General features: G+C 58.5%; 9 protein-coding genes. 4 read left to right on the forward strand and 5 right to left on the reverse strand.

Annotated features, from left to right (window positions below):
- The first annotated feature begins 128 nt into the window (after positions 1-128).
- The 3 genes from BK667_RS20260 (at position 129) to BK667_RS20270 (ending at position 6,882) form a co-directional block, all read left to right on the forward strand.
- Positions 129-2,066 (forward strand): hypothetical protein, encoded by a 1,938-nt coding sequence (locus tag BK667_RS20260; protein ID WP_123598687.1) that lies wholly within the window; start codon positions 129-131, stop codon positions 2,064-2,066.
- Positions 2,067-2,190: 124 nt separating this feature from the next.
- Entirely contained in the window at positions 2,191-4,149 is a 1,959-nt protein-coding gene (locus tag BK667_RS20265; RefSeq protein ID WP_148060149.1) for a hypothetical protein, read from the forward strand.
- A 198-nt stretch (positions 4,150-4,347) separates the two neighbouring features.
- Positions 4,348-6,882, forward strand: a complete 2,535-nt coding sequence (locus BK667_RS20270; RefSeq protein ID WP_123598689.1) for an autotransporter outer membrane beta-barrel domain-containing protein — start codon at positions 4,348-4,350, stop codon at positions 6,880-6,882.
- Between the two features lie 87 nt (positions 6,883-6,969).
- On the opposite strand, the gene BK667_RS20275 is transcribed toward BK667_RS20270, so the two are convergent.
- The gene (locus BK667_RS20275) at positions 6,970-10,749 is read right to left on the reverse strand and encodes an immunoglobulin-like domain-containing protein (RefSeq protein WP_123598690.1); all 3,780 of its coding nucleotides are present in this window, start codon (positions 10,747-10,749) and stop codon (positions 6,970-6,972) included.
- A gap of 1,670 nt (positions 10,750-12,419) precedes the next feature.
- Here BK667_RS20275 and BK667_RS20290 point away from each other — a divergent pair.
- The gene (locus BK667_RS20290; protein ID WP_123598692.1) at positions 12,420-12,788 is read left to right on the forward strand and encodes a DUF6124 family protein; all 369 of its coding nucleotides are present in this window, start codon (positions 12,420-12,422) and stop codon (positions 12,786-12,788) included.
- A gap of 189 nt (positions 12,789-12,977) precedes the next feature.
- Here the strand turns inward: BK667_RS20290 and lapD are convergent, their stop codons facing one another.
- The 4 genes from lapD to BK667_RS20310 all read right to left on the reverse strand — a co-directional run bounded on the left by lapD (position 12,978) and on the right by BK667_RS20310 (position 16,840).
- A complete protein-coding gene (gene lapD / locus BK667_RS20295) occupies positions 12,978-14,918 on the reverse strand; it encodes a cyclic di-GMP receptor LapD (protein WP_123598693.1) in 1,941 nt (646 codons plus the stop codon).
- 22 nt (positions 14,919-14,940) lie between these two features.
- Complete coding sequence (gene lapG / locus BK667_RS20300) at positions 14,941-15,645, reverse strand: cysteine protease LapG (protein WP_123598694.1); 705 nt, start codon at positions 15,643-15,645, stop codon at positions 14,941-14,943.
- A gap of 201 nt (positions 15,646-15,846) precedes the next feature.
- A complete protein-coding gene (locus BK667_RS20305; protein ID WP_123509075.1) occupies positions 15,847-16,242 on the reverse strand; it encodes a YbaN family protein in 396 nt (131 codons plus the stop codon).
- 10 nt (positions 16,243-16,252) lie between these two features.
- On the reverse strand, positions 16,253-16,840 hold the full coding sequence (locus tag BK667_RS20310; RefSeq protein ID WP_030130067.1) for a UPF0149 family protein: 588 nt from the start codon (positions 16,838-16,840) through the stop codon (positions 16,253-16,255).
- Positions 16,841-17,089: the final 249 nt, after the last annotated feature.

A 17,089-nucleotide genomic window follows, 5' to 3' on the forward strand; every position in this document is an offset into this window, starting at 1 on the left:
ATCTGGCACTTGTATCCGGGGTCTCCGACGAGCGGTAGCAAAACCTGTAATTTCTGACAGTAGCCAGTCGCGCTGACGGGGCATTAAATAAATCCAGCCCATCGTCCTTTCTGGTAGGGATTGCTCTCATGTCTACACCCACTGAACCCACCGATGATTCCGAATCCGACAACCTGCCCACCGCTATCGACGCGCCAAAGGTGCCCGCGGTTTTGGATCAGGATGATCCGGCAGGATTGCTGCCCATCAGCGCCTTGGGACGTGACCTGACCGTAACGTTTATGGAATGGGAGTTCACCACAGCGCCCAATCGCACGGATGTAGTTGAGTTAGGCTTCAGTCTTTTGGGAACGTCTTTCAGAAAGGTCAATGAACGCCGCTATCCAACCCCCATCACCGTCGATTTTCCACAAGAGGTGACCGTTCCCAAAGACTTGCTTTCCGCTGGGGTCTACGAGGTGTCGGTCAACATCAAGCTCAGCGGTGTAGGAAGCGGAATAGAGTCACCCAGAAAAAAAATCACCATCGACCTTACCCAGCCCAATTTTGGTAATCAGCCGGAGGCCGTGAGGTTCCCCGACGAACTCAACGGCACCATCACCGAAGGCTATTTGAGCACTCACGGGCAAGTGATTGTCGAGGTGGTTTTTTATACGGATGTCGACGCCGGTGACCGAGCTGTTTACTACTGGACCGACCAAGCGATTCCGCCTGACAGCGAAAAACCGATTAAGGAGCAGGCGTTCAGTCAGCAAGACATCGACAACGGGTTTTTGCACATCACGGTGTATGCCGATGAAATCCGGCCCTGGGGCAGCGGCACTCGCTACCTGTATTTCTATCTGAGGGATCGGGCCGGGAATCGAGGGCCCCGATCGAAACTGGCGTCCATCAATGTCGATCTCACGCCGATGCCGGGGGCGCTGCCGCCTCCCAGAGTGCCGTTGTCAGCGCGCGGTTTGATCGACCGCCAACATGCACGGGACGGGGTTTACGTTGAAATTGATGCCTATGATTTGCCGAACAAGGATCAGTCGGTCGTCGTCACTTGGGGAAGCGCCACACTGGCTGACTTCCCGGTCGACCCAAACGGCTTCCCCTTGAGGATACCGGTGCCGTGGTCAGCGTTGCATGGTCAGGGTGACGGGCCATTGCGCGCGCAGGTCAACTATCGGATCCGTCATCCCGGTCTGGGGCCGCCTTCGCCGACGATTTCGGTGCCAGTTAATTTGACGGTAGCCGGTCAGGATCACCCTGCGGCCCCCGCACTGGTCAATGATCGATTGGCGAAACTGGAAGTTCGCGGGCAAATCTCCGATACCCCCAATAAATTGCTCGGTACCGACAAGGGCTTGCCGGCGAAGGCGACTTTGACGCTCTTCGACGATCCGCTGCCTCTGGAAGAGATCGAGGTGTTCTGGGGACCGATCATCCTGGCGGTGGACCGTTACGAGGTGCAATTCGGCGATACGGGAGGCAAGTCGCTGGAATTTGAGATTCCGTGGAGCGCCATCGAGCAAGACAAGTTCAATCCGAAGTTGCCGGTGTATTACACCACCAGCAATGGAGTGAACCTGCAGAAGTCGCAGGTGACGGAAGTTGAGGTGTCCATTGCCCTGGCCGGCCTTGAGGAGCCGACGTTCCCCCACGCCGGGAAGTTTGTGACGCTCCATTGCTGTTCGGTGCCGAGAATATGGGAAGGGGTGACCATCCACATCCCGGCTCAAACCGCCTTCTCCAAGGACGATGAAGTGACTTTGCATTGGCAAGGGTGCAGGAACGAGAACGGGACTGACCCGATAGACGGGACGTATGCACCGTTTTCCAGGACGCTCAGCGATGACGATGTGCGCGATGGGTTTGATGTAGTCGTTACCGATTATGAGAAGTTGATTGCGCCGATGGTGAACAACGCTTCAGCGCTTGTTTATTACGAACTGTTTAAACAAAACGGGGCAGAAGGGAAGTCGCCTTTTAACTTTGTGGTTATCAATAGAACGATGCCCAGTGGGGAAATATGTTCGCCCGACAATGACCTGTGTGAGGAAAACTGGTCGGAAGACTGACAAGGGGCTGCGGCTTGAATTCCTGATGAGTTGGCCTGTAGGGACTCGAGGGGCAGGGTTGTTCAATCGTTGAGAAGTTGATGGTTTGGTACTCATTGATTTTTTCTTGTTTGGAGGTTTCAAAATGACTATTTATAAAAAACTTGATAATAATCCGGGGCGCGCCGCGTTAAGGGCGGCGCTGCGCTCCATATCGGTAACCGCTCCACCACCACCCGAGTTTCAAGGGCTATTACCTGACGTAGAAGGAGATGAACCGAATAAACTGCCTATGGAACTCAGCAATGTTGAAAACGAGGTGTTGATAACAGGCATGGAGGAGTTGGTTCCCCCGATTCCGGAAGGGAGACCTATAAGTTTTCAAATTTTGTGGGATGGCATCGCTGTTGGTGCTCCCGTGACGCGTGTTATGCCAATAACATTTCCGATTAGTTTGAGATTGCCCGCTGGTCAGACATTTACACAAGGGATATATAATCTGAGTTATCGAAGGATGTATGCCGGTACTCCTACCGATTACACTCCCCCCATTAAAATTATTGTCGACAAGGAAGCCCCAAACCGAGGATTACCCGGAGCGGCCGCTATTCTTCCCGCTGCGATAATTGATGATCGTGTGACGGCCGAATATGTTCAGGCCAATGGCGGATTAAAGATTGTAATTCCCATTCCCACGGACATCCGGACGGGTGACAAGGTTGAGGTGTACTACGGAGCGAGCGATCCCGCAAAAAAAATTGCTGAGCATACAGTGCCGGTGCCGGCTGATCGCGAAACTGAAATCAGTGTCACGCTGACATTTGCCGAGTTTCTCCTTGCAGCTGAAGGCGCCAGGATCATTTATTACCGATGGTCGGATCGAGTCGGCAACATTGGCCTTCACTCCAATGCTCGGGACGTCAAAGCCATACATCATGCGGAACCGAGCAACTTAAAGGCGCCGAAAGTACCGGTTGCAGACCCTGTGATCGATATCAAAGATGCCTTTCCTCATGTGACGGTCCTGATTGACCAATATGACAATCACAAACCGACAGACGAGTATGTGGTTTCGTGGGGCACCCGGGAGCAGGCTCCCAAACGGGTGGGCGATATTTTCCCTGGCGTGGTTGAAGTGCCTATGGGCATTGTTGCAGCAGACGGGTTGGGACCTATTGATGACTTGCCTGTCACCTACAAAGTGTTGCGCTCAGGCCTGCCGTATCCCGAAACGACGGGCACGCTCGTCGACGTGGATTTACGCCAACCAGGTACACCACCGCCTGATCCGGAAACCGATCCGGAAGTGGGAAATCCCAATCTTAATGAGGTGAATGTGATTCCTGCCAATTCAGGAACTGAGAACATATTGCTTCCGGTGGATGCCAATGAGCCGGCCACGGCCAAGGTGCTCATTGATTCAAACCGTACAATCGGTGACATTTATACATTGTTCTGGAATAAGGTCGCTGTCTCGGGAACGGATGGAACATATACAGTTGATGGTTCTGAAGACGATGCAACCGAAATAGAATTTACCATTCCGTGGGCTGATATCGAGGCAGGGCGCAATGGTAAAGAGGTGCCGGTTCATTATGAGATCAGTAATCCGGCGGTGCAGAATCCTAATCCATCTACACGTCAGCGCGTGGATGTGTATGTTCTGCCGGTCATCTTGAACCCCCCTGTTATTAACCACGTTGAACGTGAAGAAATTGAGCCCGGTAAGTTTATCGACTTTTTGTCGTGTCCTACTTTAAAGCAGATTCCCAATGTGGGACGTGCGGCGATTGTGACTGTCGCCGGTGGCGCCCCTTTGGCTCAGGGCATGGTGCTGAACTTTGAATGGACGGGGCACTTTTACGATACTGGTGGTAATCCAGTTCCTGTAACGCCTCACAAATTCAGCAAGACACTTACAGTAAATGAGCATATTGATGGGGTGACTGTTTATTTGCCCCTCACCGAGCTGGAACGTATTAAAGATGGCAGTGGCAGTATTATGTACACGGTGAATATTGATAGGCGCGATGAACCCTCTGGCTCTCATGATGTGGAGGTGGTAGTGCGTGACTTGGATGGAGGGCCCTGCCCGCTTATATAAGTATCCGTAAAGACTAAAGGGGGGGCGCAAGTTCCCCCATTTTTTTTGATTGCAATGTGAAATTAATTCCTTGAATGAATTTAGCGGGCAAGGAAATTTTATTTAAGGAAAAGTCCTACAGAATAAGCCTTCTCCGATCGATAGCATGCCCCCCCTAGAGAGTTATTCATTTAATCAACAGGTTTGGGAGTCAGTACTATGCGAACCTTATTGTCCTACCTTCATCAGGAGCGGTGGTTCCACCGGTTGGCATTGGCGCCAGTGCTGGTGATCAGCCCCCCGGGCTTTGCCCTCACCAATGTGGGCGCTGGCCAGACGTTGAACATTACCGGTACTACCGCACCGGACAATTATCTGGTCCGCGACGGCGGGGTGTTGCTTGCCAACGACGCGCAGACGTTCGAGATCAATGTTGAAGCAGGGTCCACTTTTCAAGCCGTGGGCGGCACTTACGCCGGGCGCAGTAATAGTCTGGCAGGCATCACCGTTATCAATAGCCAAGCCACGCTGACCAACGTTGCAGTGAGCGGTAGCTTCACGGGTTTGATATTCAGTCGACAGAGTTCCAGTACCACGGGATCTACCGGACGCGTAACAGGCAGTGATATCAGCGGCGACTTTACTGGCGTCAGTGTCTCCGGCGCGAGCACTGTTGATCTCATCGACACCCGCGTCACGGGCAACCTGGCCGACAGCGTCGGGCTGCAGTTTTTCGGCGGGGAGGTGCGCGCCAGCCAAAATACGGTGATAAGTGGCGGTGAGATTGGCGTGCGGATGGATGAAGACGGCGCAAGATTGGGCATCAGTCGCCTGGTGCTGGACAGCTCCAGCGTCGAAGGGCGCACGGGGTCAGCCATCGTCGTCGATCAAGGCATCGAAGCAACGATTGAAGTCCTGAACAACTCAACTCTGCTCGCGGGCAACGGCATCCTGCTCGACGTACAAGGCGCCTCGACCGTCGGCATGAAAGTCGCTGACAGCGTCCTGCAAGGCAATATAAATATTGCCGGCAACAGCACCGCCAATCTCACCTTCGACCAGGCCCGCCTGACCGGCAACGTACTGGCAGACAGCGGCTCATCCGCCAGTGTTCTGCTGCAGAACCAGTCGGTACTCGAAGGCAATGTTCAGCTCACGGGTGCTTTGGGTGAACTAGCCCTGGACCAGAGCACCATGACCGGCAATGTACTGGCCGAAAGTGGTGCCACTGCCGACGTGCGCCTGCGCAACCACGCGCTGCTCGACGGTAACGTGCAACTCTCCGGCAACAGCACCGCCAGTCTCACCCTTGACCAAAGCCGCATGACCGGCGATGTGCTGGTAGAAAGCGGCAGTACCGCCAACGTCACTTTGAATGACCAGTCGCAATTGATCGGTCGGCTCAACGGGGTCAACGGCGTGACGATCAACAGCCAATCCACCTGGACCCTGACCGGCAACGACTCGATCGGCACCCTGGCCATGAGCGGCGGCACGGTGGATTTTGGCACCGGCACCACGCCGGGCACCTTCTACCAACTGAACGTCGGCACCCTCACGGGTAACGGCACGTTCGCGATGAAGGGCGATTTTGCCAACGGTGATCGCGATTTCCTCAATGTCAGCGGCGTGGCCACGGGCGATTTCGGGTTGGCCATCAGCGCCTCTGGCCTGGACGCGACGTCACCGCAGCAATTGCAGTTGGTGCACACCGGCGCCGGTGATGCTCGGTTCTCGCTGGTGAACGGCACGCCGGTGGATTTGGGGGCGTTCTCCTACGCATTGACGAGCGAAAGCAATGGCAGCGGCGGAACCGACTGGTTCCTCGACCCGACCACCAAAACCATCAGCCCCGGCGCGAGCACGGTATTGGCATTGTTCAATACCGCGCCCACCGTGTGGTACGGCGAGTTGTCGTCGCTGCGCAGCCGCATGGGCGAGTTGCGTTTCAACGGTGGCCAGTCCGGCGCCTGGGCGCGCAGCTATGGCAACAAATACAACGTCGCCGAGGCTTCGGGCGTGGGCTATCAGCAGACGCAACAAGGGTTTTCCCTCGGCGCTGATGCTCGCTTGGGCGAGAGCCAATGGCTGATGGGGGTGCTGGCGGGTTACAGCCAGTCCGATCTGGACCTGAATCGCGGCACGTCCGGCACGGTGAAGAGTTACTACGCCGGGCCATACGTCACCTGGCTGGACGCGGACACCGGTTACTACTTTGACGGCGTGCTCAAGTTCAACCGCTTTCGCAACGAAGCCAAAGTCAGCCTGAGTGACGGCAGCCGCAGCAAGGGTGACTACGACACCATGGGCGTCGGTGCATCGGCGGAGTTCGGCCGCCACATCAAACTGGCCGACGGTTACTTCGTCGAACCCTTCACGCAGCTGTCCGCCGTGGTCGTCCAGGGTCGCCATTACGACCTGGACAATGGCATGGAGGCCGACGGCGATCGCACCCGTTCGCTGCTCGGCAAACTCGGCACGACCGCCGGGCGCAACATTCCATTGAGCGGTGGCGGGGTGGCACAGCCTTATGTGCGGGCGGCGTGGGTGCATGAATTTGCCAAAAACAATGAAGTGCGGGTCAACGACAACGTGTTCAATAACGACCTGTCGGGTTCCCGTGGCGAGTTGGGCGCGGGGGTCGCGGTTTCATTGTCTGAGAAGTGGCAAGCGCATGCTGATTTCGACTATGCCAATGGCGAGCATATCGAACAGCCGTTTGGGGTGAATATCGGGGTGAGGTATTCGTGGTAAACGGATGATGGTGACGCAGTAAAAGAAAAACGCCTCGCGGATTGCGGGGCGTTTTTTTGTGGGCGGGATTTACTTCAAGGCCGAGTTTTACAGCGGTACCAGACACCATGCGAACAAGGGACTGGTAATAAACGTTCCGCCATAAACCACGTAGGCCGGGTGAAGGAAAATACCCCAGCGGGGTCCCGACATTGCGCACATCCAAATATTTTCAGTACGAGTCGGCCGCACATAAACCAGCGCGATATCCCGCAAGAATGAATAGTTATAGGTCGTCTGCCCCCTCAACGAATTCATCCAGGCCACCGATTCGTTGCTGCCCATCCTTGTCGTGCTTATCCGCAACTCAAAAACGTTCGTCACCGCCACCACATAACTGACCCTCGCCCCCGCATTATCGGAAACCGTAATCGTGGCCGAGCCATTGCGATTCCCGGTGACTTTCCCCGCGTTCGTTACACTGGCCACCGCCGGATTGGATGAGGCATAGCTGTAAGGTGGTGTGCCTCCCGTCGCCACACGCGTCGCGGTGTTGTTAACCGAATCAGCACCGGTTTTGGTCCATTGCGCAATCTTCACCGAGAAACCATTGAGGTTCATCTGCGTCGGCACAATGCTCAACGGATTCTTGACCTGGAACCTGCGCGGCGGTGTCGACACCGGTTCGCTGCCATACAAACCCATGGCTGTCAGGCTGTAACTTTTTACCGTCAAACCGCTTCGGGTCATTCGCCAGGTGCCGGTGCCATCCACGGGGAATTGACCCCACGAGGTGGCACTATCGAGCAGGCGGATACTTTGCCCCGGGCTGGCCTGGCCGACGATATTCACGACGGTGTCGAATGTAATGCCGTCCTGGCCCACCGAGGCACCCTTGGAGTCGGTGATGGAACTGATCGACGGTTCGACGGCGTTTGCGACCACGAACGTGCGAGCCGGGTTGGACACCTCGCCGCTGCCATACAACGCCAACGCCGTGAGTCTGTAGGGTTTGGCGCTCAGGTTGGCGACTGGCAGGGTCCAGGTGCCGCTGGCATTGGCCGTCGGTTCGCCAAGGGTGGCGGTGAAATCGAGCAGGCGAACCTTCTGATTGGCGTTGGCCGTGCCCTTGACCGTGACGGTTCGGTCGTAGGTGATCGCACCTTCGAGGACCGGACCTTTGGAGTCGGTGATGCTGTCGATGTTGGGGCTGACCGGTGCTTCCACCCGGAAGGTGCGCGGCGTGGAAACTTGTCCGTCGCCGTACAGGGCCAGGGCGGTGAGGCTGTAGGCTTTGACGCTCAACCCGTTGAGCGGATGTCGCCAGGTACCTGCGGCATCCGTGGCGGGTTCGCCCAGTGAGGTACTGCCGTCGCGGATGCGCACGCGTTGATTGGGGCTGGCCGTTCCCTCCAGATTGACGCTGGTAAAAAAGGTCACGCCATCGGGCGCCACCGAGCCTCGGGTATCGGTCACGCTGCTGATCACCGGCTCCTGGGCTTGGGCCTGGGTAAAGTTGCGTGGCGGGCTCGACACCGGTTCGCTGCCGTAGAGCCCGCTTACGGTCAGGCTGAAGGCTTTGACGGTGGGCGAGGTGTGGGTGTAAGTCCAATCGCCGCTGGCATCGACGATGGGTTCGGCGAGGGTTGTCGCACCGTCGAGAATCCTGACAGTTTGATTCGGGCTGGCCACACCCTTGAGGGTAAAGACTTTGTCGAAAGAAATGCCATCGGGGAGGATTTCGCCTTTGGAATCCGTCAGCGAAAGAATGCGCGGTGTGACGGTCTCCACGGCGCTCAAGCCGTGCGGTGCGGATTCCGGCCGGCTGCCATACAAGGCTTTGGCCGTCAGGCGGTAGGTTTTTTGCTGCAGCGCCAAGGTTTGATTCCAGTCGCCTTCGGCGCTGACATCGAGCACCGCCAGCGGCGTGGCGCCGTCGAACGTCTGCACCTGTCGTCCCGGGTGCGCCTTACCCGCGAGCCGCACGCTGCTGTCGAAGGTGATGCCGTCGAGAGGAATCGGGCCCTTGGAGTCCGTCACTGAAACGATTTCCGGCTCGATGGCCCGGCCCACCTGCAAGGGCAGTGTTTCAGAAAACAGATAACGGATGGGCGTGCCGCGTTTGATGCTGTAACGCACGGCGACCAGCTCGCTAATGTTGGGCGTGATGAAGCGTGCATCGACCCGGAAATGGATCGGTTTGCCACGGTTAAGGGTGGTGACAGGCACCGAGTCCTGGGTGGTGCCGCTGGCGGTCGGGCCTTTCCAGTAATACGTCACTTCATCGCCGACCTGGGTTTGATCATTGTCCACACGTACGGTGGCGCTATGGGGCACAGCGATCGGGTCTAGGAAACCGTCCGGAGCTTCCACCACGGTGGGCGCGGGGTACTCGCCGGGAATCGCCGCGATCCTGAGCAACTGATGCCGCGACTCATAAATGCCGGCGGCTTGCACGTTGTCATTCATGACCCGGTAAAACAGGTCGAGGCTGCCGTCCTTGAGGGCCGTGATGTGGTGGGTTTCGATGGACAGAGTGACGCGTTTTTCAACGGCATCGTTACTGCTGACGGTGTGCTGATATTCGAACGGGTAGGGTTGGCCGTTGGCGCGACTGCCCAACCCGATCAGATTGATCAAGTCGCCATTGGCCATATCGGCGTAACCGACGTCCACGGTGGCCATCTCGGCGTCGGGGTCCAGGGTGTCGCCCTGGGCTTCGCGCACGGTCGGTGCCGGCAGTTCGATGACATCGCCCACCACACTGGCAAAGGCTCGTTTGGACGACAGCGGCGGGCTACCGTTGTATTTGATCAGTGTGTAGGCCGCTTCGACCGAACCGCCGGCTAGCGCTCGAAACAGCGCATTGGGCGCGGGCACCTCTGCGATCAGCGGCGGTTCACTGAGGATTTGCACCGATTCGGTGTGGCTCAAGCGTTCGCCGGAGGCTGTCAGGCCCACGCACGTCATTTCGAGGGTGTCGTCCTGCTCGAACTCGGCGCCCTCCACGAGAATCTGCACGTAGACGTCGTCGTAGCCCAAGGCTTCCAGGTCGATCACCCCGCCGGATGCTTGCTGGATGATTGGCGCTCGCAACCGCCAGGCGCCGGCGTCCACCGCAACCGGGGTACGTTGTGACCATCGCTCCGCGAAGTTCCACACTTCGTCGACGATGTCGTATTGCACCAGCAAGGCATCGCTGTCGCCGGCGGCGAGAATCGCTGCTTGATCGGCGGTCACGACAATGGGGTCGGCCCCCGAGGCCTGCTCCCGGGTGATCTGGTGCGGTGCGAGCAATACGCTGCCCCATTTCACCTGGACGGTGTCGCGCAGGGCAATGTTCGGGTAGACGGGAACGGTCACGGGCACGCCTCGGGCCGCCCACTCGGCATGTACGCCGTTGCGGATGACATCCTCGGGCAGCTGCACAATATTCAACTCTGAATGACCGTCGGGGAGATGCGGATTCTTGTCACGACCGCCGGGCCGGTCCAGTTTGACCCGCAACCGGATGGATATCGACGGCGCGTCGGGCACGGGTTGCCCATTGCGGGTCAGGATGTAATAGCACTCGCCCCAGTCCGGAGTAATCGGCTCGGTGGGCAAGTAAAAGAACAACGGTTGATTGACTTCGTCGGGATACACCTCGCGGGTGAAGATCTTCGCGCCTTCCCAGTAGATGTCGTGTCGATCACCCGCCTGCATGCCGAGGTAAGCCGAGATGACACACAACACACCATTGGGATGCTGGGTGACCACGGCAATATTGATCCCGCCGTCGCCGTCGACTACGGGGTAGGTCATGCTGGAAATCTGCAAGGGCCGCAGGGCCAGTGGCGAGGTTTCGGTTGTTTGAGGCGCAAAGAGGAACAAGCTGTAAGCGGTCATGCCACTGGCTCCTTGTCGATCACGACAGTCAGGCTTCACACGAAGGTGGTTGGCTCTATTGGGCGACTGATTGACGGGCGCGGGCTACTGTCAGATCTGACAGTAGCGACGAGTGGTTGAGGCGGATTTTTTCGGCACGCACCAAAGCCCTGTGGGAGCGGGCTTGCTCGCGAAAGCGGTGGGTCAGCCAACATCCCTGTTGACTGTCAGTGCGCTTTCGCGAGCAAGCTCGCTCCCACATTTTGTTCGGTGTTGTTCGCAGGATTTGTGGTCGGCGCAGTTCCCCTGTGGGAGCGGGCTTGCTCGCGAAAGCGGTGGGTCAGCCCACATCCCTGTTGACTGTCAGTGCGCTTTCGCGAGCAAGCTCGCTCCCACAATTTGTTCGGTGTTGTTCACAGGATTTGTGGTCGGCGCGGTTCCCCCGTGGGAGCGAGCCTGCTCGCGAAGGCGGTGGCACAGGCAAAGAATTTGCTGCCTGACACACCGCTTTCGCGAGCAAGCCCGCTCCCACAATTTGTTCGGTGTTGTTCGCAGGATTTGTGGTCGGCGCAGTTCCCCTGTGGGAGCGGGCTTGCTCGCGAAGGCGGTGGCACAGGCAAAGAATTTGCTGCCTGACACACCGCGTTCGCGAGCAAGCTCGCTCCCACATTTTGTTCGGTGTTGTTCACAGGATTTGTGGCCGGCGCAGCGCCCCTGTAGGAGCAGAGCTTGCTCGCGATGGCGGTGGATCTGCCAACATCCATGTTGACTGTCAGTGTGCTTTCGCGAGCAGGCTCGCTCCCACATTTTGTTCAGTGTTGTTCACAGAGTTTGTGGTCGGCGCGGTTCCCCCGTGGGAGCGAGCCTGCTCGCGAAGGCGGTGGCACAGGCAAAGAATTTGCTGCCTGACACACCGCTTTCGCGAGCAAGCTCGCTCCCACATTTTGTTCGGTGTTGTTCACAGGATTTGTGGCCGGCGCGGTTCCCCTGTGGGAGCGGGCTTGCTCGCGAAAGCGGTGGGTCAGCCAATATCCCTGTTGACTGTCAGTGCGCTTTCGCGAGCAGGCTCGCTCCCACATTTTTGTTCAGTGTTGTTCGCAGGATTTGTGGTCGGCGCAGCGCCCCTGTAGGAGCAGAGCTTGCTCGCGAAGACGGTGGCACAGGCAAGAAATTTGCTGCCTGACACACCGCTTTCGCGAGCAGGCTCGCTCCCACAATTTGTTCGGTGTTGTTCGCAGGATTTGTGGTCGGCGCAGTTCCCCTGTGGGAGCGAGCCTGCTCGCGAAAGCAATCTGTCATCCAGCATTGATGTTGGCTGACCCACCGCTTAAACATGTTTAACGGCGACTGTTTAAAGACACTCAGTGTTACGTCATAAGCGGCTACAAGACCTTGCGTCGTTACCTACGCGTACGCCAGAATCCGCCGGCTTGTGCGCTTTGACCCCGGCCTCTATCGTTTCCCTGCCACTGCTTATCAGTGGTCGGGTTTAGTAGCCCGGTGGTTATCGGTAAGGTGCATAAGCGCCATTCAGTCAGGTCATTCCATGCCTGCACTTGATGGTGGTTGTGCGTAGGGCGCCCTCGGGCGCGCCGGGCTTGCTGATTCCACCGGTCTACTAACCTGCGTACAGCCGCCACCCTTCTTTTAGTAGAGAAGTGTCAAGCGGCTCCAATTTGGAGCAGCAAACCATGTTCAAAGTAACGCCGAACCCCCCGCAAACGGGTCCAGTACCCTACGACGCCTCTCTTGATCTTGACCCCAAGAAAGCGAAAGAGGCCGCCGACCGCGCGGTCAACTTTTACCTCAACCCCGAGGCGACGAAAACGCAGATACCGCCTCGAAGGCCCGGCACCTTTTACACCATCGACGCAGCGGTGGATGACGAAACGTTGCTGGTCGACGCCAGCGAATTGTTGGCGTCCGCCAACGCGATGATCAATGATCTCGCCGACCTGGACGAAGGCCCGCGACGCTATTCGTTGGTGGTGCTGCAACGGATCATTATGTTGGGTCAAACAGCGGTCAATCGGGTATTGGATAACCACAAGCCTGGGTAACCGCCAGGCACTGTAGGAGCGAAGCTTGCTCGCGAAGGCGCCAGGTCTGACACACCGCGTTATCGTTCTTCGCGGGCAAGCTTTGCTCCTGCAACAGTCGAAGGATCGGTGACGGAGTGATTTAAAGCCTGCTGGAGTCACCATCGCTACTGTCAGACCTGACAGTAGCGACCAATGGTAGGGCTTAATTCACATGGGTTCAGGCGGCCCGATCAGTCGGCCCATTACCCCAAACAATCCCAGTTCCTTGATCGCCTCCAACTCCCCCTGCGTTTCGACCCTCTCCGCAATCAACGGCAAATCAATGCTGTTGGTCGCCCGAAAAATCGCCTCGATGAACAGCCGCTTATCGCTCTGCTCATCAATCCCGCGAATGTAACTCCCATCAATTTTCAAGTACGCCAGACCCAGCTGCGTGAGGTTGCCGATCTGGCTGAAGCTGCCGCCAAAGTGCTGCAACCCGATGCGGTAACCGGTGCTGAGCAAGCTGTGGCTCAGGCGCTGCAATTCGTCAGGGGGCGGCAGTTGGCGCTCGTCGATTTCCAGGACCAGCAGCGGCGCCAGTTCCGGCAGCGAGTCGAGTGTGCGCAAGATCTGTTGCAGTGGCACCGGATCGCGCAGGGTGGTGCCGGACAGGCTCAGCGCCAGAGGCCAGCGGTTGACGGCGAGGTAGTCGAGGGTTGCGTCAAGCATCGCCAGGTCGAAGCGTGCGGACCAGCCGAGGCGTTCGATCCAGGGCAGGAAATGTCCGGCGGCAATCGCTTCGCCCTGCGGGTCGAGCAGGCGCGCGAGGACTTTGTGATGCAGCACCTGGCTGGTGTCGGCGCATTGCACCACCGGTTGGAAATACAGCTGCAATTTGCCGTGGGTCAGGGCGTCGTCGATCCAGTTGCGCCAGTCGTGCTGGGACTGGTTCGGCGCGGTGTGGGCGTGATCGAGGTGAACCCATGGCCGCTCGGGATGGTGCTGGGCTTGGGTCAAGGCTTGATCGAGGCGCAGCAGCACGTCGCTGGCCGGCTCACCCGGTTGGTAGGCGACGATGCCCAGGTGCGCCACGGGCATGCTGTCGCTGGCACCGGTCAGACGCAGGTTTTCCAGAGTGGCGCTGATCTCGGCGCACAGGCGCGCGGCGTCCTTGTCGTCTAGCCCCGGGGTCAGCAGGCTGAACTCACCGCCGCGATTGCGCGCTGCCAGCCAGGTGCGCCGCTCCGGGGTTTGCGTAAGGCGTTTAAGCAGTTCGCCGACGGCACCGATCAAGGCGTCGGTACGCTGACCGCCCAGGCGCTGGTTGAGGCCCGCCAGGTCGTTGATCCGCAGCATCAGCAAGTGGCCGTCGCTGCTCTGTTCGTTGATCAGCAAGTGGTCGGCCAATTGCTCATCCAGAAGGCGCCGGTTTGCCAGCCCGGTGAGGCTGTCCTGATAAGAGTCGGCCCGCAGCTTTTCACTGCGCGCCGCCTCTTCGGCAAACAGTGCCTTGAGCTTCTCGACCATCTGGTTCATCGCCAGCACCACCCGCTTCAGTTCCGGCGTGCGCGGCAGTTTCGGCAGGCTGAGAAACTCCCGTTTGCTGATCGCCTCGGCCTGCCTGACCATTTTGTCCAGCGGGCGCAATTGCCGGCGCAGCAGCCAGCCGCCGAACATCGCACTGAGCAACCCGCACAGCAGCAACCAGATCAGGCTGCCAAGGGTGCTGTCCCAGAGTTTGGCCAGGGCGAACTGCGGGTTACTCAACACTTCGACCCGCGCCACTTGCTCCCAGCCGCGCATGATCAACGCGTCGCCCCCTTGCGGATGCAGGTTGACCAGACGCACGAACCAGTCGGGCACACCCTCGATCCGCGCCGGTGCGTCACGCTCCACCAACACCCGTTCGTCCGCGATGTTGACGATCCGGATGCTGCTGAAATAGCCGCTGTCGAAAATCGAGCTGACCATCAATTCAATCATCGCCGTGTCGTCGATCTGCGTGGTCAGCGACAGCCCCAATGCCGTGGCGGCATCCTGGGCATGGGAGCGCAACTGGCCGAGCATCTGCTCGCGGGAGCTTTCCAGGCCGACAAAAAAACTGCCGCTGAACGCCACCAGCAAAAACAGGCAAATGGCGAGAAACAATTGTTTGCGCAGTGACATAAAACGCTCCTTGCTGTGGCAACTAGCCGTCGCCCACGGCGAACCCTTCGGCCTGCATCTTTTTCAACACGTCTTGCCAGCGCGACAGTTTTTTCGAGTCGCTGCTGCGCTTGCCGCCATTGGCGCCGGGCAAATACAGGCCTTCGGCGTTGAAGGCGTACACCGGCAGCAGGTCTTTGCGTTGGGAGGCGGGGCGGATCTCGCCGATCAGGTTGTCCAGCACCAGTGGATCGGCCGTGGGGCTGCTGTAGAACGTCAGCACCATGTGCGCCTGGTTCTGGGTCAGGGCCTTGACGTAGGTGATGCGCAGTTTCTCGCTGGGAACCCCGAGCTGGCGCAGGCTGAAATATTTCGCCAGGGCGTAGTCCTCGCAATCGCCGGCGCCCTTGATCAGGGATTCCTCTGGCGTGGCCCAGTAGTCGATCTGCTGCCAGATGCGAGTGTCGTCCTGAAAACTCAATTGCTGATTGAAGAAGCGATTGACCGCGTTCAGTTGCTCGCGCTCTGGCTGGTTGCGTTCGCCTTGCAGCATCTGATTCCAGGCCTCGATCCGCCCCTTGGCAGGACCGAGGGGGCCGTAGCGTTTTTCGGCGGTTTGCAGGATCTGCCCGAAATCCCAGTCGGCGCAAACACTGCCCAGCCCGGCCAGCAAAAATGCCGCCAGCAGCCAACCGCCGAACCGAAGTCGGAGCGCTGGCCATCCTGGACGACGCCGACTGCTAGACATGTCTGGCTGCTCGGGTGCAGATGACTGGAGTTTAGGCAGAGTTTTGGGTGGGGGAGGGTTGATCGTCGGACACAGTGGGCATGATCGTTCCCACGCTCTGCGTGGGAATGCCTCAACGGACGCTCCGCGTTCGCTTCGCAGGGACGCAGAGCGTCCCGGGCTGCATTCCCACGCAGAGCGTGGGAACGATCAATCATAGGATCAGGGTTTTTGCAGGGTTTTCTGCTTGAGGATGTAGACCGTGACCAACACCGCACTGGTCAACATAAACCCCCGCGCCCAAGGCAATGGCACCAGGTAGCAGGAGAACAGAATACTCGCCCACATCAGTCCGATGGCATAGACCTTGCCCTTGAGCGGGATGCCGTTGCCGTCCAGGTAGTCGCGAATCCACGGCCCAAGCCGCGGATGCTCGACCAGCCACTGGTAGAAACGCGGTGAACTGCGGGCGAAGCAGGCGGCCGCCAGCAGCAGGAACGGCGTGGTGGGCAGCACCGGCAGGAATATCCCGATCACCCCCAACGCTACGCTCAGCCAGCCGATGGCCAGCAGCACGTAGCGCAACATCAGGGAGCGGTTGCCTATGGGGTTGTCCATAGGCAAAACCTTAGTGGTGACGTGGCTTGAGGATCGCCGGTTTTTCGTCGGGCGCCTGGCACAGCAGGTAGAGCGCGGTCAGGGCTTCCGGAATCTGCACGATCATGTCGTCCATCAGGTTGGCGTCCTTGGCGATATCTTCGAACTCAGGCTGTTCGTCGAACAGACCGGAACCGACCATGATCGGCAGCAGCATTTCGCTGACTTCGTCTTCAGCGGTTTCGAACCAGGCCGCTTCGCGCAGGAACACGCCTTCCATGAAACCGATGCACCAGCCGCGCAGGTCGGAATCATCCGGCTCTTCGCCCAGGTCCAGGTCGCACGGCAGCTCGAACTCTTCGTCGGACGCCAGTTGGCGTGCGATGTGAGCCTTGAGGGCCAGCAGGGTGGATTCGATCGCTTCACGCTCGGTGTCGTCGGCGTAATGCGGCTCTTCGGCGAACAGGGCGTCGATCCATTCACGGTCGGGAACGCTTTCGGAACAGATCGACAGCGCCGTGAGGTAGCCGTGGGCGGCCACGTAGTCCAGCGCCTCGTCATGCAGTTCATCGGCGTCGAGGAAGACTTGCAGGCGGGTTAGTTGCTCAGCGAAGGACATTAAAAGCTACCTTGGGGAATTAAACAGATGCGGGAATTCTAGGCCTTCTTGAGCACTCAGGCCAGCCGCGCGGGATATTTGCGCCATTGTGGCCCCGCGAAACACCGCAATCCCTGTGGGAGCGAGCCTGCTCGCGAAAGCGATGGGTCAGTCAGCAATGATGTTGGAAGTAATGCCGCCTTCGCGAGCAGGCTCACTCCCACAGGTTATGCAGTGTTTGTCCTGATGTGTCTTATCAGCGGCACCCTT

The sequence above is a fragment of the Pseudomonas frederiksbergensis genome (genome assembly GCF_003732705.1).
Lineage (GTDB): Bacteria > Pseudomonadota > Gammaproteobacteria > Pseudomonadales > Pseudomonadaceae > Aquipseudomonas > Aquipseudomonas frederiksbergensis_F.

Coding starts and splice junctions, on each gene's coding strand:
- BK667_RS20290 (WP_123598692.1), top strand. CDS start 12,420: ATGTTCAAAGTAACGCCGAACCCCCCGCAAACGGGTCCAGTACCCTAC.
- BK667_RS20310 (WP_030130067.1), bottom strand. CDS start 16,840: ATGTCCTTCGCTGAGCAACTAACCCGCCTGCAAGTCTTCCTCGACGCC.
- lapG (WP_123598694.1), bottom strand. CDS start 15,645: ATGTCTAGCAGTCGGCGTCGTCCAGGATGGCCAGCGCTCCGACTTCGG.
- BK667_RS20305 (WP_123509075.1), bottom strand. CDS start 16,242: ATGGACAACCCCATAGGCAACCGCTCCCTGATGTTGCGCTACGTGCTG.
- BK667_RS20270 (WP_123598689.1), top strand. CDS start 4,348: ATGCGAACCTTATTGTCCTACCTTCATCAGGAGCGGTGGTTCCACCGG.
- lapD (WP_123598693.1), bottom strand. CDS start 14,918: ATGTCACTGCGCAAACAATTGTTTCTCGCCATTTGCCTGTTTTTGCTG.
- BK667_RS20260 (WP_123598687.1), top strand. CDS start 129: ATGTCTACACCCACTGAACCCACCGATGATTCCGAATCCGACAACCTG.
- BK667_RS20275 (WP_123598690.1), bottom strand. CDS start 10,749: ATGACCGCTTACAGCTTGTTCCTCTTTGCGCCTCAAACAACCGAAACC.
- BK667_RS20265 (WP_148060149.1), top strand. CDS start 2,191: ATGACTATTTATAAAAAACTTGATAATAATCCGGGGCGCGCCGCGTTA.